Source organism: Mesorhizobium sp. LHD-90 (assembly GCF_030929505.1).
Taxonomy (GTDB): Bacteria; Pseudomonadota; Alphaproteobacteria; order Rhizobiales; family Rhizobiaceae; genus Kumtagia.
Window position 1 is genome coordinate 13446 of sequence record NZ_JAVFVV010000011.1, and the last position, 24237, is coordinate 37682.

Sequence of the window (24237 nt, forward strand, 5' to 3'; positions counted from 1 at the left end):
GCCTATTCGGCCGCGACCGATGGCGGCATCGCCCCCGGCGCCTTCCTGCCGCGAAACATGCTCTTGACGGAGATTCCCTCATCCACTGCCGGCCACCAGATTCCCTCGTACATCAATTCGATGTCATTGAGCTCGGCCTCGTTCAATGCCGCCAAGAACGGGTACCACCAAAGCGGCGTGGCGATGGAGCGCCCGTCAGCCAGACTGACATGCACTTCGTCATGCGTACACCATGCCTTGATCGGTCGCATTTCGTCGGTCTCAAAGGCCAATGAAGTCATTCCAGGCGCACCAGTTCAATTGTCAGCTATCCGCGATCTTACTGGCTATTCGGCGGCCAGCGCTGGTTTAACCGCTTTTGGATACTTCCAACCGCTCAGCATACCTCGAGTCGAAAGATCCTCATCGAGGTCGGGCCAGTGCACGCCATCCAACATCAACTCGACATTGTTCCGCTCCGCCGGTGAGGCCGAGACAAGGCGAGGGTACCACCACAACGGCGTAACCACTTCGCGGCCATCGGCAAGCCGGACATGTAGCTGCGTCGGGTCGCACCAGGCATCGACCGGACGTTCACTCTCCGAATATGGCTCTGAAGAACTCATGCCACGCCTCCAAGAACTCGTCTCTGTGGTCATTTGTGACCTCGATGATACGCTTCAAGTCGGATGTCTTGAAGCCCTGATGCTCCGCCATCTCGATCGGCTCCAACCAGACCTTCGCCTTTCCGCCGTGCCCTTCCGCATGAATGTGCGGAGGCTCCCGCATATCGGAACCGTAGAAATGGAAACGGATGCCGTATTTGCGAAGGACGGTCGGCATCTTCTAGCCGCTCAACCCTCCGAACAACGTCGGCATGTCCAGCGGCCGGAACCCGTAATGCGCGAGCCAGCGCACGTCGGCGTCGAAGAAGGCGCGCAGGTCGGGCATGCCGTATTTCAGCATGGCGATGCGGTCGATGCCCATGCCCCAGGCAAAACCTTGGTATTCGTCCGGGTCGAGCCCGCCATGGCGCAGCACGTTGGGATGCACCATGCCGCAGCCCAGAATTTCCATCCAGTCGTTGCCCTCGCCGAAACGCACCTCGCCCGGTCGCGAGCGGTCGCACTGGATGTCGACCTCGAGGCTCGGCTCGGTGAACGGGAAGAAGCTCGGGCGGAACCGCATCTTGACCTGAGGCACCTCGAAGAAGGCCTTGCAGAACTCTTCCAGCACCCACTTCATGTTGGCGACGTTGGCGGTCTTGTCGATGACGAGACCCTCAACCTGGTGGAACATCGGCGAGTGGGTGGCGTCGGAATCCTGCCGGTAGGTTTTTCCCGGAATGACGATGCGGATCGGCGGTTTTTGGGCCTCCATGGTGCGGATCTGCACAGGTGACGTATGGGTGCGCAGTACCTTACGTTCGCCATCGGCGTCCGGCGGCAGGAAAAACGTATCGTGCATCTCGCGCGCAGGATGGCCTTCCGGGAAATTAAGCGCGGTGAAGTTGTAATAGTCCGTCTCGATGTCGGGGCCTTCGGCGACCGAAAATCCCATGTCGGCGAAGATCGCGGTGATCTCATCGATGACCTGGCTGATTGGGTGGATGCGGCCGCGCTCGGCCGGCGACTGGCGCACAGGCAGCGTCACGTCGACCTTTTCGGCGGCGAGGCGCGTGGCGATGGCGACGTCCTTCAGCTCGGCCTTGCGGGCGGCGAGCGCGTCGGTGACGCGGTTCTTCAGGCCGTTGAGCGCCGGCCCCATCGACTGGCGCTCCTCCGGGCTCATGGCGCCCAGCGTCTTCATGCGCTCCGAGATAGAGCCCTTCTTGCCGAGCGCGGCGACGCGCACGGACTCGATCGACTGTTCGTCGGCGGCGGCGGCAATGTCGGCCAGCAGAGTGCTTTCCAGCGTTTCAATGTTCGAAGCTGCGACGTTCACGGTCAAACTCACGGTTCAAAGTTGATTTTCACGTTAGAAGTGAAATCCGGGGCATAAGAAAAACCCGCGCCAGTTTCCCCAGCGCGGGTTTCCCAAATCAGAATTTCGAAAGCTTGGGAAGGCGCTGGTTAGGCTACAGCGCTCTCAAAAGCGTTCGGCGTGGTGTTCTTCAGATATTCGAGCGCGACCTTGGCCTTGCCGACCAGCGCCTCGAAAGCCTGCGGCTCGTGGATCGCCATGTCGGACAGCACCTTGCGGTCGATCTCGATGCCGGCCTTGTTGAGGCCGTCGATGAAACGGCCATAGGTCAGGCCGTGCTCGCGCACGGCGGCATTGATGCGCTGCACCCACAAGGCGCGGAAGTTACGCTTGCGCACCTTGCGGTCGCGGTAGGCGTACTGCATCGACTTTTCGACCGCCTGCTTGGCGATGCGAATGGTGTTCTTGCGACGGCCGTAGAAACCCTTGGCGGCTTTCAGAACCTTCTTGTGCTTGGCGTGGGCGGTGACGCCTCTCTTTACGCGTGCCATGTCATGATCTCCTTATTCGTTCCGGGTTCAGATGCCGCCGCCGTTCGGCAGGAAGTTCTTCACGACCTTCTCGCCGTCGGCCTTGAACAGAACCATCGTGCCGCGCGCGTCGCGGATGAACTTGTTGGAACGCTTGATCATGCCATGCCGCTTGCCGGCTGCTGCTGCCAGAACCTTGCCGGTGCCGGTGATCTTGAACCGCTTTTTTGCGGCCGATTTGGTCTTCATCTTGGGCATTTTGCTACTCCTTCGAGGCTTTGAAAGCCTGCTTGTTGTTGTTTCCGAGGCCGACCAAAGCCCGGAAAGCAAATGAAACCGCCACGGCATGCCCTGCCGGGCGGTTCTTCAGAACGCGGCCTTATAGCGATGAGTCAAAAAAAGCGCAACGGGTGGCGCGCAGGCTTTTTCGGCTATTTCGCGCCGTGCGCGCGGCCTGACAGATGCGGCAGGACAAGCGAAATCGCCGCCCCAGCCAGCGCCGAGACGATCACCAGCAGATGCGTGTTGATGCCCGCCTTGGCCAGCGCGGCAAGGGTGGCCGCATCTTTGCCGGCGCCGAAGACGGCGGCGCCCGCCGCGATGCCGGCCGGATAGGTGCCGACGCCGCCGGGCGCATGAACCGGCAGCACGGAGGACAGTTCGCCGCCCAGCGCCCCGCCGAAACAAGCCGCAAGCGGCTCGACGCCCATCAGTGCCAGCACCCAGGCCAGCACCAGAACCTTGACGCCCCAGTTCAGCACCGTCAGCGCCCAGGCGCGCGCAAAACGGCCAAGCCCACGTGGAATGCCGTCTTCGATCTGGTCGACAAGCCTGGCGAATTTTTGCGGCAGGCGTTTTCGCGCCAGGGCGATGGCTGGGTCGCGGACCGGAAAGACGACCAGCGGCAGGGCGAGAAAGACGAGCCACAGCGCCCAGGCCCACAAACGATATCCTGTTGCCGCGACAAGCCCGACGCCGGCCGCCGCCAGCAGCGCGTGCAGGTCGAGCAGCCGCAGCACCAGCAGCGCCGAGGTTCCATGCGCTAGCGGCACGCCGAATTCCGAGCGCATCAGCAGCGGAAAACTGGTCTCGCCGGTCCTCAGCGGCAGCATGATGTTGAGGATGTTGTGGACCTGGGTGACCCGGAACAGCCAGAGAAAGCGGCCTGCGGTCTCGCGCGGAAAATAATCGTGGATGCGGTGGGCGCGCACGAAATAGGTCGCCACCAACAGGATGAGCGCCAAAAGGATCGTGCCGATGCCGACCTCTTGCCATGCGGCGAGGATCGACGGCCAACCCCAGGCCCATTGCACGAAACCGGCATAAAGCAAGATCACCCCCACCGTCAGCAGGACGGTGCGGTTTCGTGCCAGCCAGCCGCGTTTCGCCGCGGTGTCAGCCATGCGGAAGCCCGCGATTGTCTAAAACCGGCCGCTGCTGTAACAGGGCGGCCCAAAGAAACCGGACTGTTTCCGGGGAGATACTGTGCTGCAAACCCAACCCTTTCCGCATTACGCCCAGGAGGCGGAAGGCGAGATCGAGCTTTCCATCCTCATCCCCCTCCATAACGAGGAGGAGAACGTCGCGCCGCTCGTCGAGCGTGTCTGCGACGCTCTTAAGGATTTCGGCAAGCCATGGGAACTGATCATCGTCGATGATGGCTCGACCGACGACACGCTTGTCAATGCCCGCAAGGAGTTCGAGCGCGAGGGTCTCGATCTCAGGATCATCGAGTTCCAGCGCAATTTTGGCCAGGCAGCGGGCCTGCAGGCCGGCATCGACGCGGCCCGCGGCCGGCTGCTGGCGACGCTCGACGGCGACCTGCAGAACGACCCCTACGACATCTCGAAGATGATCGCCATGCTGGAGGAGCGGCAGCTCGACCTCGTCTGCGGCTGGCGCAAGAGCCGGCAGGACGGGCTGGTGCTGCGGCTGATCCCGTCCTGGATCGCCAACCGGCTGATCCGAAAGGTCACCGGCGTGAAGGTCCACGACTATGGCTGCGGGCTGAAAGTCTATCGCGCCAGGGTCATGAAGCAGATCCAGATCATGGGCGGCATGCATCGCTTCATTCCGGCCTGGATCGGCAGCGTCGTGCCGTCCTCGCGCATCGACGAAATGGTCGTCAATCATCATGCCCGCCAGTTCGGCCAGTCGAAATACGGCATCTCGCGCACCTTCCGCGTGGTGCTGGACCTGCTCTCGGTGCTGTTCTTCATGAGCTTCCGGCACCGGCCGGGCCATTTCTTCGGTACGATCGGACTGGTCTTCGGCGGCCTCAGCGGGCTGGCCTTTCTCTATCTCTTCATCGTCAAGTTTTTCCTCGGCGAGGACATCGGCACCCGGCCGATGCTGATCGTCGCGGTGATGCTGTTCATCGGCGCGGTGCAGATGGTCACCACCGGCATACTCGCCGAAATGTTGGCCCGAAATCGCGACGCGACACGCAACTACGTCGTGCGCAACAGTTACGCGCGGGACGTCTGACGTGATCGAGCGTCTGGCGCGCGGCAACGGCGCCGTCTATCTGCTGCTCGCCGCCTATTTCACGGTCAACGTGATCCTGCGGCTGCTGATGCCGGCCTCGCTGGAGCTCGACGAGGGCCAGCAGATCTTCCTCGCCCAGTGGTTCGCCCTGGGCTATGACACGCAGCCGCCGTTCTACAACTGGGTGCAATACGGCGTCGTGCAGCTTCTCGGCAGCACGGTGCTGGCCGTCTCTGTTCTCAAGAACCTGATGCTGTTCTGCAGCTATCTGTTCTACGGCCTGACCGCCAGCCTGGTCATCCGCGACCGGGTGCTAGCCGTCATCGCCACGCTCGGCCTCATCACCATTCCGCAGATCGGCTTCGAGGCACAGCGCGACCTGACCCACACCGTGGCGGTGCTGCTGGCAGCCTGCATGTTCATGTATTTCTTCGTCGCGGCATTGCAGCGGCCGACCGCATTGAACTACGCCTTGGCCGGCCTTGCCATCGGCATCGGCGTGATCTCCAAATACAATTTCGTGCTGCTGCCTGGCGCGGCCGTCGCCGCCGCGATGGCCGACCGCGATCTTCGGGCGCGGCTGTTCGACCCGCGCGTCCTGCTGACGGCCCTTGTCGCGGCGGCGGTCGTGGCGCCGCACGCGCTGTGGTTCGCCGATCATGTTGGCGAAGCGACCACCCGCACCATGGGCAAACTTACCGAAGACGCGGATGGCGGGCGCCTGAAACTCATCGGCGAGGGCCTCGTGTCGCTGGCGGGCGCCGCGGCCGCCTTCGCGCTGCCGACGCTGCTGTTGTTCTGGATCGCCTTCGGCAAGGAGCTTTTCGCCGCGTGGAAAGCCGAAAGCCGGTGGACCCGCCTGATCGGGCGGATGTTCATCATCTTCGCCATGTTCCTGGTCCTGGTGGTGCTGGGCGGCGCCAGCAACATCAAGGACCGCTGGCTGGTGCCGATCCTTTTCCTGCTGCCACTCTATCTCTGCGCCAAGCTGGAGGCCTCCGGGGCAAGCTACGAGGGCGCGGCGCGGCGCTTCGGCATGATCGTGCTCGCCATCATGGCCGCCGTGCCGCTGGTGCTGCTGGCGCGCGCGCCGCTCGGCGGCATGCTCGGGCGCTACGAGAAGCAGAACGTGCCTTACGGCCCGGCGATCGCGCAGATCCTGTCTTCGAACAGGGACCGGCCGGCTGTCGTGCTCACCGGCGACCAGCAGATGGCCGGCAATCTCCGGCTGCACGCCGGCGACGTCCTCGTGATGGTGCCGGATTACGATAGTCTGGCCGAACCCTACATGATCGATGCCACGCACCCGGTGCTGGTCACCTGGCGCGAACGCGGCGAAGCGGTTCCCGATATGCCGGAGGAACTGACCGCCTGGCTCGACGCACGGCACCAGCTCGATGGCGCCGCGTCAACGGTCCAGGAGGCCGCGCTTCCCTACCACTACGGGCGCGAGGGCGACGTCTATCGCTTCAGTTACGCGTGGATCTATCCGGCGGCAAAGTGAGCCCGGCCGAGAGCAACTTCAGTAAAGATAAAACAGCACCGGTATGAGCCCTGCTTCCTGGCCCGACTCGATCAGTTCGAAACAAGGGATCGAGATCAGAAAGACCAGTCCGTCTCGCAGCGTGTGATTGAAGATACGCGGGCTGAAGGTGACTTCGGCCTGGTCCCTGAACAGCCGCGGATTGGGCAAGAAGCGGGGCACGCGCTGGAGATAGGCTTCGTAAGGCGCTCCGAACAGGGCTTTCAGATGGGCTTCCTCCCGAAGCGCCACGATATAGAAAGCCGTGGCGCACAACATGGCGGCGGCCACGGCTACCGTGATGCTTCCGGTCTGTGTGCCGACGCCGGCCGCCGCAATCGTAGAGAAGAAGTAAAGCGGATTGCGGACCATCGAATAGGGGCCGGCGGTCACGATCTCGGCGGACTTGCGCCCGCCGATGTATAGTACCGACCACAGCCGTCCGCCGATGCCGATCAGGATCAGCACCAGACCATGCGCTTCAATGCGCTCATGCGTGAGTTCGCTGTGCGGCGAGCCGCTGAACACAAGAAGCAAGCAGAGCAGGCCGATCGCAACCGCCAGAACGAGACGCCGCGACGCCTGGTAGCGCGCCATCGCAGCCTTGCGGTCCGTTCCCATGCGATCCTCGATGCCAGAGCGTTTCCGAAACGAGCGGCACGCTCTGTCGGCATCTTGGCTATTTCGGGGCGAGCACCATCATCATCTGGCGGCCTTCGAGCTTCGGCTCGGCCTCGACCTTGGCGATGGTGGCGACTTCCTCGCGGACCTTGTTGAGGAGTTGCATGCCAAGCTCCATATGCGCCATCTCGCGACCGCGGAAGCGCAATGTGAGCTTGACCTTGTCGCCTTCCTCGAAGAATCGGCGCACCGCCCTCATCTTCACCTCGTAGTCGTGGATGTCGATGTTGGGGCGCATCTTGATCTCTTTGATCTCGATGACCTTCTGGTGCTTGCGGGCTTCGGCCGCCTTCTTCTGGTTGGCGTATTTCAGCTTGCCGAGATCGAGAATCTTGACGACCGGCGGCGTGGCGTTGGGCGATATCTCGACGAGATCGAGGCCGGCTTCCTCGGCCATCAGGAGGGCGTCGTTGATCGAAACGTCGCCGTGGTTCTTGCCTTCTGCGTCGATGAGCTGGACCCGCGGAACGCGGATATCCCTGTTGGAGCGGGGCCCTTCCTTGACGGGCGCGCCGGCCTTGAATGGTCTGCGAATGGTCGTGGTCTCCTTGAACCGTTGAACCTTTGTGCGGTCGAGCCGCCTATGTCGGCGGCCCGCGGCGCGAGTCAATAGCATGGGCGCAGAAATAAATCACCAGCCCGCGAACCAACCTTGGCGGGAAACTGGCCCTTTGCGCAGGCGCGGCACTGTGCGACAAGCCGTTTCCCCGAAAGTCTTCGAGCGCCATGACTGAAATTGCTCCCGATCACCTCGACGTCGACGGCGTGCCGATCGCCTTCCGCCGCCGCGCGGGACGCCAGCCGGGCGTCGTGTGGCTCGGCGGCTACCGTTCCGACATGCTGGGCACGAAAGCCGCGGCGTTGGACGGCTGGGCCGAGAAATCCGGTCACGCCTGCCTGCGCCACGACTATTCCGGCCATGGCGAATCCGGCGGCGCCTTCACCGACGGCACGATTTCTTCGTGGCTGGCTCAAAGCCTGGCCGTATTCCGGCGCCGTTCCGAGGGGCCGCAGGTGCTGGTCGGCTCCTCCATGGGCGCGTGGATCGCGCTGCGCCTGGTGCAGGAACTGGCGAAGGCCGGCGAAAGCGCGCGGGTCGGTGGCATGGTGCTGATCGCGCCGGCGCCGGATTTCACCGCCGAACTCGTCGAGCCAGACCTGACAAAGGCTCAAAGGCGCGATCTGGACAAGAAGGGTTTTTTCGAAACTCCGTCCGAATATTCGGGCGAGCCCAGCATTTTCACCCGCGCGCTGATCGAGGACGGGCGCAACAATCGCGTGCTGACCGGGCCGCTCGACACGTTCTGCCCGGTGCATGTCATCCAGGGCATGCGCGACCCCGACGTGCCCTACCAGCATGCGCTGAAACTGGTCGGGCTGCTGCCCGCCGACGACGTGACTTTGTCGCTGGTGCCGGACGGAGACCACCGGCTGTCGCGACCGCAGGACATCGAGATGATCCTTGCCGCCGTCGAGGCGATGGTCCGACAGGCGGAGCACTAGCCCCATGCGCCTGTCGATTCCGGCCTCGGCCTTCGTCGCGGCGGTCGTCGGCTTCGGCGGCACGCTGGCGCTGATCATCGCGGCCGCCGACGCTGTCGGCGCCTCGCGCGAGCAGACCGCCAGCATGGTGACGGCGCTGTGCATCGCCATGGCGGTGGAATCGCTGTGGCTGTCGTGGCGCACGAAGATGCCGGTGATTTCCGCCTGGTCGACGCCGGGCGCGGCGCTGGTCGGCGCCAGCAGCGGCTTTTCCATCAACGAGGCGGTGGGCGCCTTCCTGGTGGCAGGCGTGCTGCTGGTCGCCACCGGCCTGTTCAAGCCGCTGACGCGGCTGATCTCGAGAATCCCCGCTTCGGTGGCGTCGGGCATGCTGGCCGGCATCGTCGTCACCTTCGTCATCAATGCGGCCAAGACGGTTCCGGGCGATCCGCTGCTGATCCTGCCGCTGATCGCCGCCTTCTTCATCGTCCGTCTGTTCAATCCGGCGCTGTCGGTGCTGGCGGTGCTGATCGGCGGCGGCGTACTGGCGGTGGCGCTCGGCCGCGTCGGCGCGATGCCGGCGCTGGAGATGTCGACGCTTGTGGTGACCGTGCCGAAATTCACGCTCACCTCGGTGATCGGCCTGGCGCTGCCGCTCTATCTTGTCACCATGGCCTCGCAGAACCTGTCCGGCCTCGCCGTGCTCAAGGCCGCCGGCTACCACCCGGAGCCGGGTCCGCTGATCGCCGTCACCGGGCTGGTTTCGGTGCTGACGGCGCCGTTCAACGCGCTGACCAGCAATCTTGCCGCCATCTCGGCGGCGATCTGCACGGGACCGGACGTGCATCCCGACCCTGCCGAGCGCTGGAAGACCGGCCCGTTCTATGCACTGGCCTATGTCGTCTTCGCGCTGTTCGGCGCCTCGCTGGTCGCCGTCTTCGCCGTGCTGCCCCCGTCGCTGATCATGCTGGTGGCCGGTCTCGGCCTGCTCGGCGCGCTCGCCAATGCGCTCGCCATCGCGCTCAAGGACGACAAGGAACGTATTGCCGCGACGGTGACTTTTGCCGTCACGGCATCCGGCCTGACGCTGTTCGGCGTCGGCGCCGCCTTCTGGGGGCTTGTCGCCGGCCTGATCGTGCTTTTCCTCGATCGGCTAAAATTCCGATAGGTTTTTCAAGCTCTTGTCCGGTTTTGGGCGAGGATGTCTTGAAGCCGGGTTTTCCCCTTACCATCTCGAATCCGAGCAGCCGGCCCGGCTGCCCAACCGAAGGAACGGGAGAAGATGAACACGACCGCCTTGATCCGTCCGGCCTGGACGCCCGCGACCATCGCGCTGATGGTTATCGGCTTCATGGTGTTCTGGCCGCTTGGACTTGCAATGCTCGCATACATCATCTGGGGCGACCGGCTCGAAGGTTTCAAGCGCGACGCCAATCGCGCCACGGACGGGATTTTCGCCGGCTGCCGCCGCGGAGCCGACAAGGCCCACCGCTGGGGCCACGGCTCCAGCCGCACCGGCAACGTCGCCTTCGACGACTGGCGCGAAAAGGAACTCGAGCGCCTCGCCGAGGAACGCCGCAAGCTCGACGAAACGCTGACGGAGTTCGACGAATACATGCGCGAACTGCGCCGCGCCAAGGACCAGGATGAGTTCGACCGCTTCATGGCGAACCGCTCGCGCTCCACGCCGGCGAAGACCGACGACGACAAGTCGAAGAAAGGCCCGTCGGGCCTGCTCGACGACGTCGGATAAAAGCCTGAACAGCCTTCCGGCTGATCCCTGCGGATCGGCGCCGCCCTTCGCGGCGCCGATTCCGTTTTCTGCTTTCCGATATTTTTCTGCCTCTTTATTTCCCCGCCCGAGGATGCATCCGATGACCAAAGTTCCCGCGATCACCTTCAACGACGGCAAGAGCATCCCCCAGATAGGGCTCGGCGTCTGGCAGACGCCTGACGAGGTGGCCGACTCGGCCGTCGCCGCCGCGCTCGGCGCGGGCTATCGCCACGTCGACACCGCGGCGATCTACGGCAACGAGCGCGGCGTGGCCCGCGGCATCTCCCAGTCGGGCGTCGCGCGCGCGGACGTGTTCGTCACCACAAAACTCTGGAACGCCGACCAGGGTTTCGACAGCGCGCTGCGCGCCTTCGACAAGAGCCTCGAACGCCTCGGCACGGATTACATCGACCTCTATCTGATCCACTGGCCGTCGCCGCAGCGCAACGCCTATGCCGATAGCTGGAAGGCGCTGGTGCGGCTCAAGGAAGAGGGCCGCGCCCGTTCCATCGGCGTCTCGAACTTCCAGCCCGAACACCTCCAGCGCATCGTCGACGAGACCGGCGTCTCCCCGGCGCTCAACCAGATCGAACTGCACCCCCGCTTCCAGCAGAGGGATTTGCGCGCCGCCCACGAAAAGCTCGGCGTCGCCACCGAATCCTGGAGCCCGCTCGGCAGCGGCCGGCTGCTCGGCGACGCGGCCATCGGCAAGATCGCCTCGAAACATGGCCGCTCGCTGGCCCAGGTCATCATCCGCTGGCACCTGCAGCAGGGTCTTATCGTCATCCCGAAATCGGTGACGGCCGCGCGCATCGTGGAAAATTTCGACGTCTTCGACTTCACGCTCGACGCAGAAGACATGGCGGCTTTTGCCGCGCTCGACAGCGAGAACGGCCGCACCGGACCGAACCCGCTGACCACCACCTTCTGAGACGCGCTTCCGGGCGGACGTAACCATCGATTTCAGGCGCAATGACGAAAGAATCACGTATCGTCCGCCGATGCCTTTCGGTTTTTTGAAACCCAAGCCGCCCCGTCCCGCCGCGCCCGCCGAGTTGCGGGTGCACGACGTCGCCGGCCGGCAACTGCCGCTGCGTATCGTCGAGAACGACCGGGCGCGCCGGCTGACGCTGCGCATCGACGCCGGCGGACAGGGCCTGCGCGTCACCGTGCCGCCGGGACTGGCGCGCGGCGAGGTCGAGCGGTTCCTGACCCGCCACCAGGGCTGGCTGGAACAGAAACTGGCAAAAGTGCCGGAAAAACCGCAGGTGCGGCCCGGCATCAAGATTCCCGTGCGCGGCGTACCCCACCTGATCGTTCACGAACCGGCGGCGCGCGGCACGGTCGTGGTCCGCCAAGGTCTTGACGATCCGGAAATCGCCGTCTTCGGCGACCGCCGCCATCTGGCGCGCCGGCTTGCGGATTTCCTGAAACGCGAGGCGAAGAAGGAAATCGAGGTGCTGGTCGAAAAACACACGTCCACTGTCGGGCGCAAGGCAAAAACGATCCGCTTCAAGGACACATCGAGCCGCTGGGGCTCCTGCACGGCGGACGGAAACCTTTCCTTCTCCTGGCGCATCATGATGGCGCCAAAACCGGTGATCGACTACCTCGTCGCGCACGAAGTGGCGCATCTCAAGGAGATGAACCACGGCCCGAAATTCTGGAAGCTGTGCGAAGAGCTTTGCCCGGACACCGAGCGCTGCAAGGCCTGGCTGAAGAAGAACGGCAGCGCCCTTCAGGCGATCGGATTCGAGTGAGCGGTTTGTTTTGAATCGTGGTCTTCTGCAAGCTCCTCGGACATGTCATAAGCCATCAATCGCTCAGAATGGCCATCTATAGAATGTACTCACGCATTTTTGCTTTCTGTTTTGCGTTTCTCGCTTTGTGCACGCAAAGTTACGCGGAGACGCCTTGGAACAGCCCAAGCGACCTTGATGCGTCCTTTGGCGATTTCAGAAATTTGGTTGAGCAACGTCATCGCGAGGGCTTGCTTCCTGATCTCGACAATCCTCATGATGCAGCCGTACTCTTGGAAATTCTTGATCCGTACAAAGTGGTCGGAAAACCACCGTTTTACGCTTCCGATTTGCCTGTTTTGTCGAAGGTATTGAGCCTGATCGCAACGGACCTGGATATTTATATCCAGGCTGCACAAAGAACCCCTGACAACCGCCGCTATCACGACGAAATCGTCAGGATCACGATCCTAGCCTTACATACTGGCGTAGCCTCAGCATCGGCGTTTCAAGCCCTAATACCAAAGCTTGCCAGCAGCATGGATCAAGGTAAGGTCTCCGCCTTGATAGTGAAAGGACGCGGCGGTTTAAGGAAGATCGCCTTAGGCGCACTCGTAGTTCTGGCTGACACGACCCTGAGCGCTGATAATCGTCGCATTCTAACACAAGCTTTTGCAAATCTTGGGCCTCAGCTAGCTGAAAGCATTCAGATTTCTGATCGCCAAGGTTTGGGCGGTCAGCTCACAACCGTTGTAGCACTTACGCCGTCCGATCTCCGGCCCGACCTCCAGCGATTCGCAAATCAACTCACTATCATCGGGTGCAACCGAATCTGTGCGGAAAACTGATATCAGACGTCTGACTTCAGCCACTCCTCCATAAAATCCAGAAACGCCTGAACGCGCTGCGAGCGAAAGCGGCCTTTCGGCACGAGCGCCCACAGCGAGATCGTGTCCGAGCGGTTCAGGTCGGCGAGAATCTCGACCAGCAGGCCGTCGGCCACCGCCTTGCCGACGACAAAATCCGCCAGCCGGACAATGCCGTGGCCGACCACCGCCATGTCGAACAGCATGCCGACATTGTCGCAGGCAAAGGTGCCTTTCGGCAGGAACTGGACCGCGCCGTCGTCGGTCGCCAGAGGCCAGGTGGTCGGCGGAGACTGGCCCGACAGCGCCAGGCAGTTGTGGCGTAGCAGGTCGGCCGCCGAATGCGGCGTTCCATATTTCGCCAGATAAGACGGAGCGGCGCAGACCAGTCGGCGGCCTTCTGCCAGCTTTCGCACGACAAGGTCCGACCCGGCGGAGGGACTGCCGCGAATGACGATGTCGACCTGTTCGGCAACGGGGTCGACAAGCCGGTCGGTCAGCGACAAATCGACGGAAACCTCTGGGAATTGCGACAGAAAGGCGGGGATCGCATGCAGCAGGGTCTGCCGGGCGAAACCGGTGCTGGAATTGATGCGCAGCAGGCCCTTTGGCTTGCCGCGAAACGAAGACATGTCGGCTTCGGCCCGCTCGATTAGGTCGAGCACCTCGCGCGCCCGTTCCAGATAGAGTGCACCTTCGGACGTCAGCGCCAGCCGGCGCGTCGTGCGCGTCAGCAACCGGACGCCGAGCCGGTCCTCAAGCCGCGACACCAGCTTCGACAGAGCCGACGGCGTCACCCGCAATTCTTCGGCCGCGCGTGCAAAACTACCCAGGTCGACGACGCGCACGAACGCGGACATCTCGTCGGAAGCAGCCATTCATGAATTCCAGTCACGATTATACGTCAATCTTAGCTGATTATGAGCTGCGTGGAAATGATAGCGTCACTCCTGAAATCCGCAGGAGCGATTGTGATGGAACGCCCGGAATTCGACAGAGCGCGGTTTGACGACTCGGTGCCGCCGGCCGAAATCGACTACGACTTTTATCGACATCGAGCGACGGCGGAGCGCCGCGCGGCGATTGCTGCTTTTCCGAGCCAGGTTTGGGTAGCGCTCGGCCATGCGCGAGCGGTCTTGTCTCGACTTCGCCAAAGATTCATGCGAATGCGCGGCAATGCCGCTCGACATAAAGATCTGTGGCCTGAAGACGCCGGACACGCTCGCCGCCGCGCTTGACGGCGGGGCGAGCCATGTCGGTTTCATCTTCTTCGCCAAGAGCCCGCGCTATGTCGAGCCGGAAATCGCTGGCCGCCTGCGCGCTGCCGCTCTGGGCCGGGCTAAGGCCGTGGCGGTGGTGGTCGATGCCGATGACGCCTTCCTCGATCGTATCGTATCCGAAACGAAGCCGGATATGCTCCAGCTTCACGGCAAGGAGACACCGGAACGGGTTGTCGAGGTCAAGGCGCGCTACCGCCTGCCGGCGATGAAGGCGTTTTCCGTCAGCGAGGCGGCCGATCTCGAAAAGATCGCGCCCTATCTCGACATTGCCGACCGCTTGCTGTTCGACGCAAAACCGCCGAAAGGTTCCGAACTGCCGGGCGGCAACGGCGTTTCCTTCGACTGGCGGCTGCTGCAACAACTCGACCCGAGGGCCGATTACCTGCTGTCCGGCGGGCTGAACGCCCAAAACATCGACGAGGCCTTGCGTCTCGCAAACCCGCCCGGCATCGACATCTCGTCGGGCGTCGAGCGTGCGCCGGGCGTCAAGGATGTTGCCCTGATCGAAGCCTTCTTCCGGGCGGTGCACGATGCGCGGGAGAAGACCGCTGCCTGACTCCGGTCAATTCTCGCCTCAGACGTAGCCCTCGGCGGCTTCCAGCGCGTAGGTCAGTCGGACGTTTACCGACGTCAGCTGCTTGACCGCCTGCAGCTTCAGGGAATGCCGATCTTTAACGTCCTTGAACAGCGCTTTGCCGTCGCCCAGGATGACCGGGTTCACCACCAGCCGCAATTCGTCGACGAGATTCTCGTTGATCATGCTCGACACCAGAGTGGCGCCACCGACCAGATGCATGTTTTTTCCAGGTTCCCGCTTCAAGGCCTGGATCCGACTCAAATCGGCGACGATGTCGGCCACGCTCCAGTGGGTCTTCTTCAGTGTCCGAGACACGACATAGTGAGGCGTCTTTTCCGCGAACTTCGCATATTCGCGTTCGCCTTTGGTCGCCGGCCTTCCGGTGAATTCCAGGATGCCGTCGGGGTTGGCCAGGATCGACATCCAATACTGCTCGTAACCGGGATACATTCCGCCGCCGAGAATGCAGGCATCGATTTCCGGACCCAAATCGAATTCATCCTCCCAACTGGTCACCCAGTCCAACTCACCCTTGGTTCCCTCGATAAAGCCGTCCACTGAAACCTGCAAAGCGGCGATGATCTTGCGCATATCGGCCTCCTGATCCAAGTTGATGCTGATAGGACGAATGGCCCCGGGCGATTTCGACAACCGCAGTGTATTTTGTCGAGCTGTGACGGAGTGTCAGGCTCCCCTATGACGCAGCGGTTTACATTCCGCGTCGGAAAGAGATAAGCGATGAGCCTTCTCTTGGCCGATGATGGGCCTTTGCCGCTGGAACAGCCGATGAACAAGCCGCTCGAACCGAATTCCTTCAAGACCGGACCCGACGACCAGGGCATGTTCGGCATGTTCGGGGGGCGGTTCGTCGCCGAGACCTTGATGCCGCTGATCCTCGACCTGCAGCGGCACTGGAACGAGGCCAAACATGATCCGGCCTTCAAGGCGGAACTTGACGCTCTCTCCACCTTCTACGCTGGGCGGCCCTCAAAACTCTATTTCGCCGAAGGCCTGACCAAACATCTCGGCGGCGCGAAAATCTACCTGAAGCGCGAGGATCTGAACCACACCGGCTCGCACAAGATCAACAACTGCCTCGGCCAGATTCTTCTCGCCAAGCGCATGGGCAAGACGCGGCTCATCGCCGAGACCGGCGCCGGCCAGCATGGCGTGGCTTCGGCCACCGTGGCGGCGCGCTTCGGCTATCCCTGTGTGGTCTATATGGGCTCCACCGACGTCGCCCGGCAGAGCCCCAACGTCTTCCGCATGAAGCTGCTCGGCGCCGAGGTGCGGCCGGTCAGCGCCGGCCACGGCACGCTGAAGGACGCCATGAACGAGGCGCTGCGCGACTGGGTGACCAATGTGCACGACACTTATTACCTGATCGGCACGGCCGCCGGCCCGCATCCCTATCCGGAGATGGTGCGCGATTTCCAGTCGGTGATCGGCATCGAGGCGCGCCAGCAGATTCTGGAGCAGGAGGGCCGGCTGCCCGACCTGGTCGTGGCGGCGGTGGGCGGCGGCTCCAACGCCATCGGCATCTTCCACCCCTTCCTCGACGACCGCGACGTAAAAATCGTCGGCATCGAGGCCGGCGGCCGCGGTCTGCAGGGCATCGAGCATTGCGCCTCGATGAACGCCGGCAGGCCGGGCGTGCTGCACGGCAACCGCACCTATCTCTTGCAGAACGAGGACGGCCAGATTCTCGACGGCCATTCGATCTCGGCCGGCCTCGACTACCCCGGCGTCGGCCCGGAACATAGCTGGCTGCGCGACAGCGGACGCGTCGAGTATGTGCCGATCCTCGACGACGAAGCGCTGGAGGCTTTTCAGCTCACGACCCGGGTGGAAGGCATCATCCCGGCGCTGGAATCCTCCCACGCCATCGCTCATGTGATGAAAGTCGCGCCTAAGATGGGCAAGGACCAGATCATCATCGCCAATCTCTCCGGCCGTGGCGACAAGGACGTGCACACGGTGGCGAAGATGATGGGCATGGAGATCTGACAAGCGGCGCGTTTGGAGTCGGAATGGGCGCGTGTTATTCTCGATCTGAATGAACGGGACGACGAATATGGGTGAAGTGCCACTGTCGCTGCACGTCGACACGGACACCAGAAAGAAGCTGGAGGCCGAAGCGAATCTCCAGCAGTCCTCCGCCGAAGACGTCGCGGAGTTTGCAATCAAGCGCTATCTCGAAATTCGCGAGCATGAGCGCGAGATCTTGCGGGAGCGCATTGCAGAAGCGGACAAGGGGGTCTTCATCTCGGGCGAGGCGATGCACCGCTGGATCGAAAGCTGGGGGACCGAAAACGAGCTTCCCCCACCGGAGCCTGATGTTTTCCTGCCACCCCGGCGCACATGAATCTCATCTATCTGGAGTCGACGAAACCGGACCTGGCCTGGTATCGGCTCTACTACGGGAGCATTTTTCCGGCAGGCGCCAAACACGCCTCGGCTCAATATCTCCGGGCGATTGCCAATCTGGTAGACAATCCTCATATCGGACAGTCCATGACAGACGATGGTTTGCGCCGATACGTCATCCCGCGTATTCCGTTCTCGATCATCTATCGCGTCACGGAAGAGCACATCGAAATTGTCCACATCTGGGATCAGCGTTCCGATCCCGCAAAGCTCGGACTGCAGGAAGAGGCAGTAGCATATATATGACCACCCGAATCGATCGCCGATTTGAAAAGCTCAAGGCCGAGGGCAGGCCGGCACTCGTCACCTATTTCATGGGCGGCGACCCGGATTATGACACCTCGCTGTCGATCATGAAGGCGCTGCCGAAGGCCGGCGCCGACGTGATCGAGCTCGGCATGCCATTCTCCGACCCTATGGCCGACGGCCCGGCGATCCAGGCGGCCGGCCTGCGCGCGCTGAAGGGCGGGCAGACGCTGGTCAAGACGCTGGCGATGGCCGCCGATTTTCGCAAGACCGACGACGAGACGCCGATCGTGCTGATGGGTTATTACAACCCGATCTACATCTACGGCGTCGAAAAATTCCTTTCGGATGCGAAACGATCGGGCATCGACGGGCTGATCGTCGTCGACCTGCCGCCGGAGATGGATTCTGAACTCTGCGTTCCGGCACTCAAGGCCGGCATCAACTTCATCCGCCTGGCGACGCCGACCACGGACGACAGGCGCCTGCCCAAGGTGCTCGAAAACACCTCGGGCTTCGTCTATTATGTGTCGATGACGGGCATCACCGGATCGGCGCTGGCCGACACCGCAAAAGTGGCGGAGGCGGTCAGGCGCATCAAGGGCCACACCGACCTGCCCGTCTGCGTCGGTTTCGGCGTCAAGACCGCCGAGCAGGCGAAGGTTATCGGCGGTTCGGCCGACGGCGTCGTGGTCGGCACGGCGATCGTCAATGCGGTGGCCAACGTGCTCGGGCCGAAGGGCGAGAAGACGGCCGATCCGGCCGAGGCCGTGGCCACGCTGGTTGGCGGGCTGGCGCAGGGCGTGCGCGCCGCGCGGCTCGCAGCGGTCGCCTGAGCCGTCCCCGTTCGAAGGAACCAAACCCATGAACTGGATCACCAACTATGTCCGCCCGCGCATCAACTCCATGCTGGGGCGGCGCGACATGCCGGAAAACCTCTGGATCAAGGATCCAGAGAGCGGCGAGATGGTCTTTCACAAGGACCTGGAAAGCAATCAATGGGTGATCCCGTCCTCGGGCCACCATATGAAGATCGCGGCGCGCGAGCGGCTGAAATTCTTCTTCGACGACGGAAAATTCGAGCTCATCGACAACCCGAAGGTCGTGGCCGATCCGCTGAAATTCCGCGACGAGAAACGGTATGTCGACCGGCTGAAGGAAGCCCGCACCAAGACCAGTCTGGAAGACGCTGTCTTGAACGCGCTGGGTAACATCGAGGGCTTGCCGATCGTGGCGACCGTGCAGGATTTCGCCTTCATGGGCGGGTCACTCGGCATGGCCGCCGGCGAGGCGATCATCAAGGCCTTCGACACGGCGCGCGAAAAGCGCCGGCCGCTGGTGCTGTTCGCGGCGTCTGGCGGCGCGCGCATGCAGGAGGGGATTCTATCCTTGATGCAACTGCCGCGCACCACGGTGGCGGTCGACCGCTTCAAGGAAGCCGGCCTGCCCTATGTCGTCGTGCTCACCAATCCGACCACCGGTGGGGTGACCGCCTCCTATGCCATGCTGGGCGATGTGCACATCGCCGAGCCCGGCGCGTTGATCGGCTTCGCCGGCCCGCGCGTCATCGAGCAGACCATCCGCGAGAAGCTGCCGGAAGGGTTCCAACGCGCCGAATATCTGATGGAGCACGGCATGGTCGACATGGTGGTGTCGCGCCTGCAGATGAAGGCGACGGTGGCCAGGTTATTGAAAATATGGATGAAAGCGCCCGCCGAAGCGAATGGCGCGGCCACCGCCGTCCTCCCTCCGCCGGCGCCCAACGGGCCGAAACATCGCGCCGGAGCCTGAACGGCCGCTGGCGCGGATGGACAAGCGCCCCGGCCGCCCGCAGCCGACCATTCGGCCCGGCCCGAAATTTTCCGGAAAGCACCGGTCTCGATGACCAAGCACAGCACAAACAGCCTCGCCGAGCGCGAGATCGAGCGCCTGATGACGCTGCATCCGAAGGGTTTCGACCTTTCGCTCGACCGCATCACCCGCCTGCTCGGCCGGCTCGGCGACCCGCATCTCAGGCTTCCTCCGGTGATCCACATCGCGGGAACCAACGGAAAAGGCTCGGCCGCGGCGTTTTCGCGCGCGCTGCTGGAGGCGGAAGGTTTTTCGGTGCATGTCCATACCTCGCCGCATCTGGTGAACTGGCACGAGCGCTACCGCCTGGCCGCGCGCGGCGGCGGAAAACTGGTCGAGGACCGGGTGCTGGCGAACGCCGTGGCGCGGGTGGCGGAGGCCAACCGCGGCGAGAAGATCACCGTCTTCGAGATCCTCACGGCCGTGACCTTCCTGCTTTTTTCGGAGCATCCGGCCGACGCGGCGATCATCGAGGTCGGCCTGGGCGGCCGCTTCGACGCGACGAATGTCGTTAAAGATCCAGCAGTTAGCGTCATCATGCCGGTGTCGCTCGATCACGAGGCCTATCTCGGCGACCGGGTCGAACTGATCGCGGCGGAGAAGGCCGGCATCATCAAGCCGGGCCGGCCAGTGGTGGTCGGCGCGCAGGAATCGGAGACGGCACTGGAGGTCATCACCCGTACGGCGCAGCGGCTGGACAGCCCGGTGACCGCCTACGGCCAGGATTTCATGGCCTATGAGGAAAACGGCCGCATGATTTATCAGGACGAGGACGGGCTGATGGATCTGCCGCTGCCGCGCCTGCCCGGCCGGCACCAGTACGCCAATGCCGCAGCGGCAATCGCGGCGGTCAAGAAGGCCGGCTTCGAGATCGGCCATCGCGCAGCGGAAAAGGCAATGACGTCAGTAGCTTGGCCGGGCCGCATGCAGCGGCTGGCGCAAGGAAAGCTGGTCGCCATGGCGCCGGAAGGCGCGGAAATATGGCTCGACGGGGGCCACAATCCGGGCGCCGGGCTGGTGGTCGCCGAGGCGCTGACCGAACAGGAGGAGCGGTTCTCGCGGCCGCTGTTCCTGATCTGCGGCATGATCAACACCAAGGACCAGAGCGGATATTTCCGTGCTTTCAAGGGAATAGCGAGGCATGTCTTCACCGTGCCGGTGAGTTCGAGCGACGCGGGCGTGCCGAATGCCGAACTGGCGGTGCGGGCGACCGAGGCCGGATTGTCTGCGGAGCCGGTTAGCTCGGTGGCCAACGCCTTGATGTTGTTGAAGGAAACCTGGGATTCACGGGAACCGCCGCCACGCATCCTGATCGGCGGATCGCTCTATCTGGCCGGCGCGGTGCTGGCGGAAAACGGCACGCCGCCCACCTGAAAACGCCCGGCCTGAAACCCTGTGAAGTCGGAAATACCGAGACATTTAATGCATTTGCGCCGACACTCCGACGGGGAGGCCACAACGGCGTTGACGCGAGCCTCCCAAAACCCCGTTTGGCGTGTCGTTTCAGCGCAATCTCGATGAAAGCAACCGCGATTTCGTTCACGCCGGCAGAAGCAAAAACGCCGGGAGCAAAAAACTCCCGGCGCTCAGTTTGTACCCCGGCTTTTTTTGGCCGAAGCGAGCAATCGTCAAGCGATTACGAAGAAGTCCGCATTGGTGATGCCGAGGCCGGCGTCGAGTGTCGCGAACAGCGTCGACCCACCCGCTGCGTTGCCATTGGTGTCGTAGAACAGATTGCCGGTGTCGGTCTCGTAGATGATGCGGTCATTGGCATCGGCAGCCGTACCGCTGGCATTGGCGACGAATTGCGCCGCGGTGAGAACGCCCAGGCCGACAATCGCGTTGAAGACCGTGGCGTCCAGTCGGATCGTGTCGTTGACGAAGTTGAAGTCGGTGACGTCATCGACGTTGCCCGCGCCAACGGCCGTGTCGAACAGGAAGTTGTCGTTGCCCGAGCCGCCGGTCAACGTATCGTTCCCACCCCGGCCGTTGAGCGTGTCGGCGCCATTGCCGCCGAGGATCACATTGACGGCGCTGTTGCCGGTGAGCGTGTCGCCAAAGGCCGAACCGGTCAGGTTCTCGATCGACGAATAGGTGTCGCCGGCCGCGTCCCCGGTGTTGCTGGCCGGCGTGGTCAGGCTCGCCACAACACCTGCCGCTGCCGTCTCGTAGGTCGCCGTATCGGTGCCGTTGCCGCCCGAAAGGGAGTCAGCTCCGCCACCGCCGTTCAGGATGTCGTCGCCATCCTGTCCGAACAGGTTGTCATCGCCGTTGAGGCCGATGAACGTGTCCTTGCCGCCGCCGCCGATGATGCTGTTGGCGCTGTTGGTGCCAGTCAGCTTATCGTTGAATGCCGAGCCAGTCAGATTCTCGATCGAGGCAAATGTGTCGCCAGCCGCGTCGCCGGTGTTCGTCGCCGGGCTGAGCAGAGCGGCAGTCACGCCAGACCCCGCCGTCTCGTAGGAGGCGCGGTCGCTGCCCGCGCCACCGGAAAGGTTGTCCGCTCCGGCGCCGCCGATCAGCACGTCGTTGCCGTCCTGGCCGAACAAATTGTCGGTGCCGCCGAGACCGGAGATCTTGTCGTCGCCGTTGCCACCGATGATGCTGTTGGTTCCGTTGGTGCCGGTGAGCGTGTCGGCGAAACCGGAACCTGTCAGGTTCTCGATCGAGTTGTAGGTGTCGCCGGCAGCGTCGCCACTGTTGCCGGCCGGGCTTGACAGGGACGCGATCACCGCCGCGGCAGCCGTTTCGTAGGTGGCACGGTCGCTGCCCGCCCCACCGGACATCTTGTCGGCGCCGGCGCCGCCATTCACTATGTCGTTGCCGTCGTTGCCGAACAGGTTGTCGCCGCCGTCGAGGCCCGAAATCTTGTCGTCCCCGTTGCCGCCCAAAATGCTGTTGGTTCCGTTGGTGCCGGTCAGCGTGTCGGCGAACGCCGAAGCCGTCAGATTCTCGACGGCGTTGTAGGTGTCGCCAGCCGCTTCACCGGTGTTCTGCGTCGCGTCCGACAGATTTACCGTCAAACCCGCCGCTGAGTTGACATAGAGTACCCTGTCGGAGCCCGCGCCGCCCGACAGGACATCGGCGCCCAGCCCGCCTTCGAGAATGTCATTGCCGTCGCCGCCGTTGAGCGTGTTGTCTCCGCCGGTGCCGCGAATGGTGTCGTCCTGGTTGGAACCGTTGGCGTTCTCGAAGTTGACGGCGACCTCGGAGTTCGCACCCAAGGTGATGGTCCCGGCGGCGAGATCGATGACCAGGCCGTTCTGGGTGTTGGCCAGCAGGTCGAGCGTGTCGATGTCGGCCCCGCCGTCCCAGAGGTCGGTGTCGATGAAGTTGCCGACGCGCAGGATGTCGTTGCCCTGGTCGCCGAAATACTGGTTGCCGCCGCTGCTGGCCGAGTCGGTGATGTCGTCGTTGCCGAGATGACCATGGGTGATGTCGGAATCGAAGTCGGTTACGATCACGTCATCAAAAATGGTGCCGACCTGCCAGTTGGGCTCAGGATCATAGACGGCTTGCGGGTTGACGAAGTCGCGGGTGTCGAGAATCTCCATGCGCACGCCGCCGGTGGCGTCGAGCGATTGCCAGGTGACTGCGAAGCGTCCGTCGCCGAGATCGGTGACTGACGGCGAGGTGCCCGGTCCGGAGAAGACGAAATTGCCCAGTGACGCACCGGTCGCGCTGAAGTGGGTCGCGACCATATTGTCTGCCTGATCGTCATCGACGATGACGATGAACGAGCCGTCCGAAAGGGCCGTGATGGTCGCTTCGTTGGTAAGGTTGGTCGCGCTGTTGGGCAGGATGACGTTGGCCGTCCCGGTCTGGGTCCCGGCCGCGTCGAAGATAGCGATAGTCACGTCGGTGTCGTTGGCGTCGACGTCGGTGTAGGCGATGGCAAACCCGCCGCCGGCCAAAGCGGTCACCGACGATTCCGTGTCGCTGAAGCCGTCGGCATTGGTCGCCGCGACGAAGCTGGCGCCAAGGACGTTACCGCCAGCCGAGTCAACGATCCGGTAGGCGATGCGGTTATCGCCCCCGGTGAAATCGGTGCAGGTGATGACATAATTGCCGTTGGACAGCACGGCCACGTCCGGATCGCTTTCGTTGAGCGAGAAGCCGATCAGGCTGATCTGGGAGCCCACCGTACCGGTCGATGGATCGTAGATGCGGCCGGCGATTCTGGTGCCGCCCGCATCCTGGAACTGGTAGACCACCAGAGCGGAAGTCGAACTCGATACCGCGACATGCGGGTCGCGGAAGTTGGGCTGCGTGGCAGCGTTGCTGTCGCTTTCGATAGTGGTGGTGAAAATGACTGCGCCGGTCGCATCGTAGACGTTTGCACGCAGCGGCGTACCGGTGGTTTCGACGTCCTCGTACACCGCCATGAAGCCGCCGCCGGGTAGGGCGGCGAGATCGGCGTCGATTTCGTCATCGGCGAAGAAGCCCTGGTTGATGCGGAACGGACCGCCGACGGCAACGCCCATCGGATCGAAGATTTGGCCGATGGTGTCCGAGCCGCCGGAGGCACCCGGACGTGCTGGATCCGAGCTCGTCCACGATACCAGGATGTTGCCGTTGGCGAGCTGGATGATGTCGGGATCGTTCGGGCCGCTGGTTGCGGTGACGTTGAACTCGTCGAGCCAGGTAACTGGAATGTTGGGCATTGTGATCTCCGATATGAGGTTGATGGCACGCTCATGCGCGCCGTTCGGTTTCGCCAGTTTTTCTGCTAGTTGCCGGCCGGATTGGCCTCGATGTCGGTCTGTTGATCAATGCGCCAAAGCATAGGTGTGGTGGTCATAAGTCACTCCCGTTCAATGACTGGTTTTGAGGTGCCAGCATGACGGTCCGTGCTGGCTCGCCGAAGCGAGCC

The 24237-nt window shown here is 63.1% G+C and carries 27 protein-coding genes; 15 read left to right on the forward strand and 12 right to left on the reverse strand.

Translation table 11 applies throughout. The annotated features are described in order from the left end of the window. Positions 1-2: 2 nt before the first annotated feature. The 7 genes from RB623_RS16520 to RB623_RS16550 all read right to left on the reverse strand — a co-directional run bounded on the left by RB623_RS16520 (position 3) and on the right by RB623_RS16550 (position 3835). Complete coding sequence (locus RB623_RS16520) at positions 3-281, reverse strand: DUF2442 domain-containing protein (protein WP_308058006.1); 279 nt, start codon at positions 279-281, stop codon at positions 3-5. 45 nt (positions 282-326) lie between these two features. After that, positions 327-605, reverse strand: a complete 279-nt coding sequence (locus tag RB623_RS16525) for a DUF2442 domain-containing protein (protein ID WP_308058007.1) — start codon at positions 603-605, stop codon at positions 327-329. After that, on the reverse strand, positions 574-822 hold the full coding sequence (locus RB623_RS16530) for a DUF4160 domain-containing protein (RefSeq protein WP_308058008.1): 249 nt from the start codon (positions 820-822) through the stop codon (positions 574-576). Before RB623_RS16530 ends, RB623_RS16525 begins: the two co-directional genes overlap by 32 nt. A gap of 3 nt (positions 823-825) precedes the next feature. After that, a complete protein-coding gene (pheS, locus tag RB623_RS16535; RefSeq protein ID WP_308058009.1) occupies positions 826-1923 on the reverse strand; it encodes a phenylalanine--tRNA ligase subunit alpha in 1098 nt (365 codons plus the stop codon). A gap of 128 nt (positions 1924-2051) precedes the next feature. Continuing rightward, positions 2052-2453 carry a 50S ribosomal protein L20 gene (gene rplT, locus RB623_RS16540; RefSeq protein WP_308058010.1) on the reverse strand — a complete coding sequence of 134 codons (402 nt, stop codon included), beginning with the start codon at positions 2451-2453 and terminating at the stop codon, positions 2052-2054. A 27-nt stretch (positions 2454-2480) separates the two neighbouring features. Beyond that, on the reverse strand, positions 2481-2690 hold the full coding sequence (rpmI, locus tag RB623_RS16545) for a 50S ribosomal protein L35 (RefSeq protein ID WP_308058011.1): 210 nt from the start codon (positions 2688-2690) through the stop codon (positions 2481-2483). A 173-nt stretch (positions 2691-2863) separates the two neighbouring features. Further along, positions 2864-3835: a lysylphosphatidylglycerol synthase domain-containing protein gene (locus RB623_RS16550; RefSeq protein ID WP_308058012.1), complete on the reverse strand. Its 972-nt coding sequence runs from the start codon at positions 3833-3835 to the stop codon at positions 2864-2866. An 82-nt stretch (positions 3836-3917) separates the two neighbouring features. Between RB623_RS16550 and RB623_RS16555 the strand changes: the two genes are divergently transcribed. Together RB623_RS16555 and RB623_RS16560 are read left to right on the forward strand one after the other, a co-directional pair. Next, the gene (locus RB623_RS16555; protein WP_308058013.1) at positions 3918-4919 is read left to right on the forward strand and encodes a glycosyltransferase family 2 protein; all 1002 of its coding nucleotides are present in this window, start codon (positions 3918-3920) and stop codon (positions 4917-4919) included. Between the two features lies 1 nt (position 4920). Next, positions 4921-6423 carry a glycosyltransferase family 39 protein gene (locus RB623_RS16560; protein WP_308058014.1) on the forward strand — a complete coding sequence of 501 codons (1503 nt, stop codon included), beginning with the start codon at positions 4921-4923 and terminating at the stop codon, positions 6421-6423. A gap of 18 nt (positions 6424-6441) precedes the next feature. Here RB623_RS16560 and RB623_RS16565 read toward each other — a convergent pair whose 3' ends face one another. Then, positions 6442-7062, reverse strand: a complete 621-nt coding sequence (locus tag RB623_RS16565; protein WP_308058015.1) for an isoprenylcysteine carboxylmethyltransferase family protein — start codon at positions 7060-7062, stop codon at positions 6442-6444. Between the two features lie 58 nt (positions 7063-7120). Continuing rightward, positions 7121-7657: a translation initiation factor IF-3 gene (gene infC / locus RB623_RS16570; protein WP_308058225.1), complete on the reverse strand. Its 537-nt coding sequence runs from the start codon at positions 7655-7657 to the stop codon at positions 7121-7123. A gap of 191 nt (positions 7658-7848) precedes the next feature. On the opposite strand from infC, the gene RB623_RS16575 reads away from it, so the two are divergent. From RB623_RS16575 to RB623_RS16600, 6 genes are all read left to right on the forward strand, one after another. Continuing rightward, positions 7849-8625 carry an alpha/beta hydrolase gene (locus tag RB623_RS16575; RefSeq protein ID WP_308058016.1) on the forward strand — a complete coding sequence of 259 codons (777 nt, stop codon included), beginning with the start codon at positions 7849-7851 and terminating at the stop codon, positions 8623-8625. A 4-nt stretch (positions 8626-8629) separates the two neighbouring features. Further along, on the forward strand, positions 8630-9772 hold the full coding sequence (locus RB623_RS16580; RefSeq protein WP_308058017.1) for a benzoate/H(+) symporter BenE family transporter: 1143 nt from the start codon (positions 8630-8632) through the stop codon (positions 9770-9772). Positions 9773-9886: 114 nt separating this feature from the next. Further along, entirely contained in the window at positions 9887-10357 is a 471-nt protein-coding gene (locus RB623_RS16585) for a DUF2852 domain-containing protein (protein WP_308058018.1), read from the forward strand. 121 nt (positions 10358-10478) lie between these two features. Next, a complete protein-coding gene (locus RB623_RS16590; RefSeq protein ID WP_308058019.1) occupies positions 10479-11309 on the forward strand; it encodes an aldo/keto reductase in 831 nt (276 codons plus the stop codon). Positions 11310-11379: 70 nt separating this feature from the next. Further along, positions 11380-12138: a M48 family metallopeptidase gene (locus tag RB623_RS16595; RefSeq protein ID WP_308058020.1), complete on the forward strand. Its 759-nt coding sequence runs from the start codon at positions 11380-11382 to the stop codon at positions 12136-12138. Positions 12139-12206: 68 nt separating this feature from the next. Beyond that, positions 12207-12965 carry a hypothetical protein gene (locus RB623_RS16600; protein ID WP_308058021.1) on the forward strand — a complete coding sequence of 253 codons (759 nt, stop codon included), beginning with the start codon at positions 12207-12209 and terminating at the stop codon, positions 12963-12965. 2 nt (positions 12966-12967) lie between these two features. Here the strand turns inward: RB623_RS16600 and RB623_RS16605 are convergent, their stop codons facing one another. Next, positions 12968-13861: a LysR family transcriptional regulator gene (locus tag RB623_RS16605; protein WP_308058022.1), complete on the reverse strand. Its 894-nt coding sequence runs from the start codon at positions 13859-13861 to the stop codon at positions 12968-12970. A gap of 298 nt (positions 13862-14159) precedes the next feature. Here RB623_RS16605 and RB623_RS16610 point away from each other — a divergent pair, with 298 nt between their 5' ends. Continuing rightward, positions 14160-14819, forward strand: a complete 660-nt coding sequence (locus RB623_RS16610) for a phosphoribosylanthranilate isomerase (protein WP_308058023.1) — start codon at positions 14160-14162, stop codon at positions 14817-14819. An 18-nt stretch (positions 14820-14837) separates the two neighbouring features. Here the strand turns inward: RB623_RS16610 and RB623_RS16615 are convergent, their stop codons facing one another. Further along, positions 14838-15431, reverse strand: a complete 594-nt coding sequence (locus tag RB623_RS16615; protein ID WP_308058024.1) for a dihydrofolate reductase family protein — start codon at positions 15429-15431, stop codon at positions 14838-14840. Between the two features lie 195 nt (positions 15432-15626). On the opposite strand from RB623_RS16615, the gene trpB reads away from it, so the two are divergent. From trpB to RB623_RS16645, 6 genes are all read left to right on the forward strand, one after another. Next, positions 15627-16847, forward strand: a complete 1221-nt coding sequence (gene trpB / locus RB623_RS16620) for a tryptophan synthase subunit beta (RefSeq protein ID WP_308058226.1) — start codon at positions 15627-15629, stop codon at positions 16845-16847. 67 nt (positions 16848-16914) lie between these two features. Then, the gene (locus tag RB623_RS16625) at positions 16915-17205 is read left to right on the forward strand and encodes a hypothetical protein (protein ID WP_308058025.1); all 291 of its coding nucleotides are present in this window, start codon (positions 16915-16917) and stop codon (positions 17203-17205) included. Then, positions 17202-17513 carry a type II toxin-antitoxin system RelE/ParE family toxin gene (locus RB623_RS16630; RefSeq protein ID WP_308058026.1) on the forward strand — a complete coding sequence of 104 codons (312 nt, stop codon included), beginning with the start codon at positions 17202-17204 and terminating at the stop codon, positions 17511-17513. Before RB623_RS16625 ends, RB623_RS16630 begins: the two co-directional genes overlap by 4 nt. Beyond that, positions 17510-18349 carry a tryptophan synthase subunit alpha gene (trpA, locus tag RB623_RS16635; protein ID WP_308058027.1) on the forward strand — a complete coding sequence of 280 codons (840 nt, stop codon included), beginning with the start codon at positions 17510-17512 and terminating at the stop codon, positions 18347-18349. Before RB623_RS16630 ends, trpA begins: the two co-directional genes overlap by 4 nt. A gap of 28 nt (positions 18350-18377) precedes the next feature. Next, positions 18378-19304 (forward strand): acetyl-CoA carboxylase, carboxyltransferase subunit beta, encoded by a 927-nt coding sequence (accD, locus tag RB623_RS16640; protein ID WP_308058028.1) that lies wholly within the window; start codon positions 18378-18380, stop codon positions 19302-19304. Positions 19305-19394: 90 nt separating this feature from the next. Then, positions 19395-20738 (forward strand): folylpolyglutamate synthase/dihydrofolate synthase family protein, encoded by a 1344-nt coding sequence (locus RB623_RS16645; RefSeq protein ID WP_308058029.1) that lies wholly within the window; start codon positions 19395-19397, stop codon positions 20736-20738. Between the two features lie 254 nt (positions 20739-20992). Here RB623_RS16645 and RB623_RS16650 read toward each other — a convergent pair whose 3' ends face one another. Then, positions 20993-24028: a calcium-binding protein gene (locus RB623_RS16650; protein ID WP_308058030.1), complete on the reverse strand. Its 3036-nt coding sequence runs from the start codon at positions 24026-24028 to the stop codon at positions 20993-20995. Between the last annotated feature and the right edge of the window lie 209 nt (positions 24029-24237).

Bases quoted from the DNA above. Each gene is read 5' to 3' on its own strand.
- RB623_RS16550 (WP_308058012.1), bottom strand. From the start codon at position 3,835: ATGGCTGACACCGCGGCGAAACGCGGCTGGCTGGCACGAAACCGCACC.
- RB623_RS16590 (WP_308058019.1), top strand. From the start codon at position 10,479: ATGACCAAAGTTCCCGCGATCACCTTCAACGACGGCAAGAGCATCCCC.
- RB623_RS16645 (WP_308058029.1), top strand. From the start codon at position 19,395: ATGACCAAGCACAGCACAAACAGCCTCGCCGAGCGCGAGATCGAGCGC.
- rplT (WP_308058010.1), bottom strand. From the start codon at position 2,453: ATGGCACGCGTAAAGAGAGGCGTCACCGCCCACGCCAAGCACAAGAAG.
- RB623_RS16585 (WP_308058018.1), top strand. From the start codon at position 9,887: ATGAACACGACCGCCTTGATCCGTCCGGCCTGGACGCCCGCGACCATC.
- RB623_RS16615 (WP_308058024.1), bottom strand. From the start codon at position 15,431: ATGCGCAAGATCATCGCCGCTTTGCAGGTTTCAGTGGACGGCTTTATC.
- RB623_RS16595 (WP_308058020.1), top strand. From the start codon at position 11,380: ATGCCTTTCGGTTTTTTGAAACCCAAGCCGCCCCGTCCCGCCGCGCCC.
- RB623_RS16580 (WP_308058017.1), top strand. From the start codon at position 8,630: ATGCGCCTGTCGATTCCGGCCTCGGCCTTCGTCGCGGCGGTCGTCGGC.
- RB623_RS16625 (WP_308058025.1), top strand. From the start codon at position 16,915: ATGGGTGAAGTGCCACTGTCGCTGCACGTCGACACGGACACCAGAAAG.
- RB623_RS16650 (WP_308058030.1), bottom strand. From the start codon at position 24,028: ATGCCCAACATTCCAGTTACCTGGCTCGACGAGTTCAACGTCACCGCA.
- RB623_RS16525 (WP_308058007.1), bottom strand. From the start codon at position 605: ATGAGTTCTTCAGAGCCATATTCGGAGAGTGAACGTCCGGTCGATGCC.
- RB623_RS16575 (WP_308058016.1), top strand. From the start codon at position 7,849: ATGACTGAAATTGCTCCCGATCACCTCGACGTCGACGGCGTGCCGATC.
- RB623_RS16600 (WP_308058021.1), top strand. From the start codon at position 12,207: ATGGCCATCTATAGAATGTACTCACGCATTTTTGCTTTCTGTTTTGCG.
- trpA (WP_308058027.1), top strand. From the start codon at position 17,510: ATGACCACCCGAATCGATCGCCGATTTGAAAAGCTCAAGGCCGAGGGC.
- RB623_RS16605 (WP_308058022.1), bottom strand. From the start codon at position 13,861: ATGGCTGCTTCCGACGAGATGTCCGCGTTCGTGCGCGTCGTCGACCTG.
- RB623_RS16610 (WP_308058023.1), top strand. From the start codon at position 14,160: ATGCCGCTCGACATAAAGATCTGTGGCCTGAAGACGCCGGACACGCTC.
- RB623_RS16530 (WP_308058008.1), bottom strand. From the start codon at position 822: ATGCCGACCGTCCTTCGCAAATACGGCATCCGTTTCCATTTCTACGGT.
- RB623_RS16565 (WP_308058015.1), bottom strand. From the start codon at position 7,062: ATGGGAACGGACCGCAAGGCTGCGATGGCGCGCTACCAGGCGTCGCGG.
- accD (WP_308058028.1), top strand. From the start codon at position 18,378: ATGAACTGGATCACCAACTATGTCCGCCCGCGCATCAACTCCATGCTG.
- RB623_RS16630 (WP_308058026.1), top strand. From the start codon at position 17,202: ATGAATCTCATCTATCTGGAGTCGACGAAACCGGACCTGGCCTGGTAT.
- trpB (WP_308058226.1), top strand. From the start codon at position 15,627: ATGAACAAGCCGCTCGAACCGAATTCCTTCAAGACCGGACCCGACGAC.
- rpmI (WP_308058011.1), bottom strand. From the start codon at position 2,690: ATGCCCAAGATGAAGACCAAATCGGCCGCAAAAAAGCGGTTCAAGATC.
- RB623_RS16520 (WP_308058006.1), bottom strand. From the start codon at position 281: ATGACTTCATTGGCCTTTGAGACCGACGAAATGCGACCGATCAAGGCA.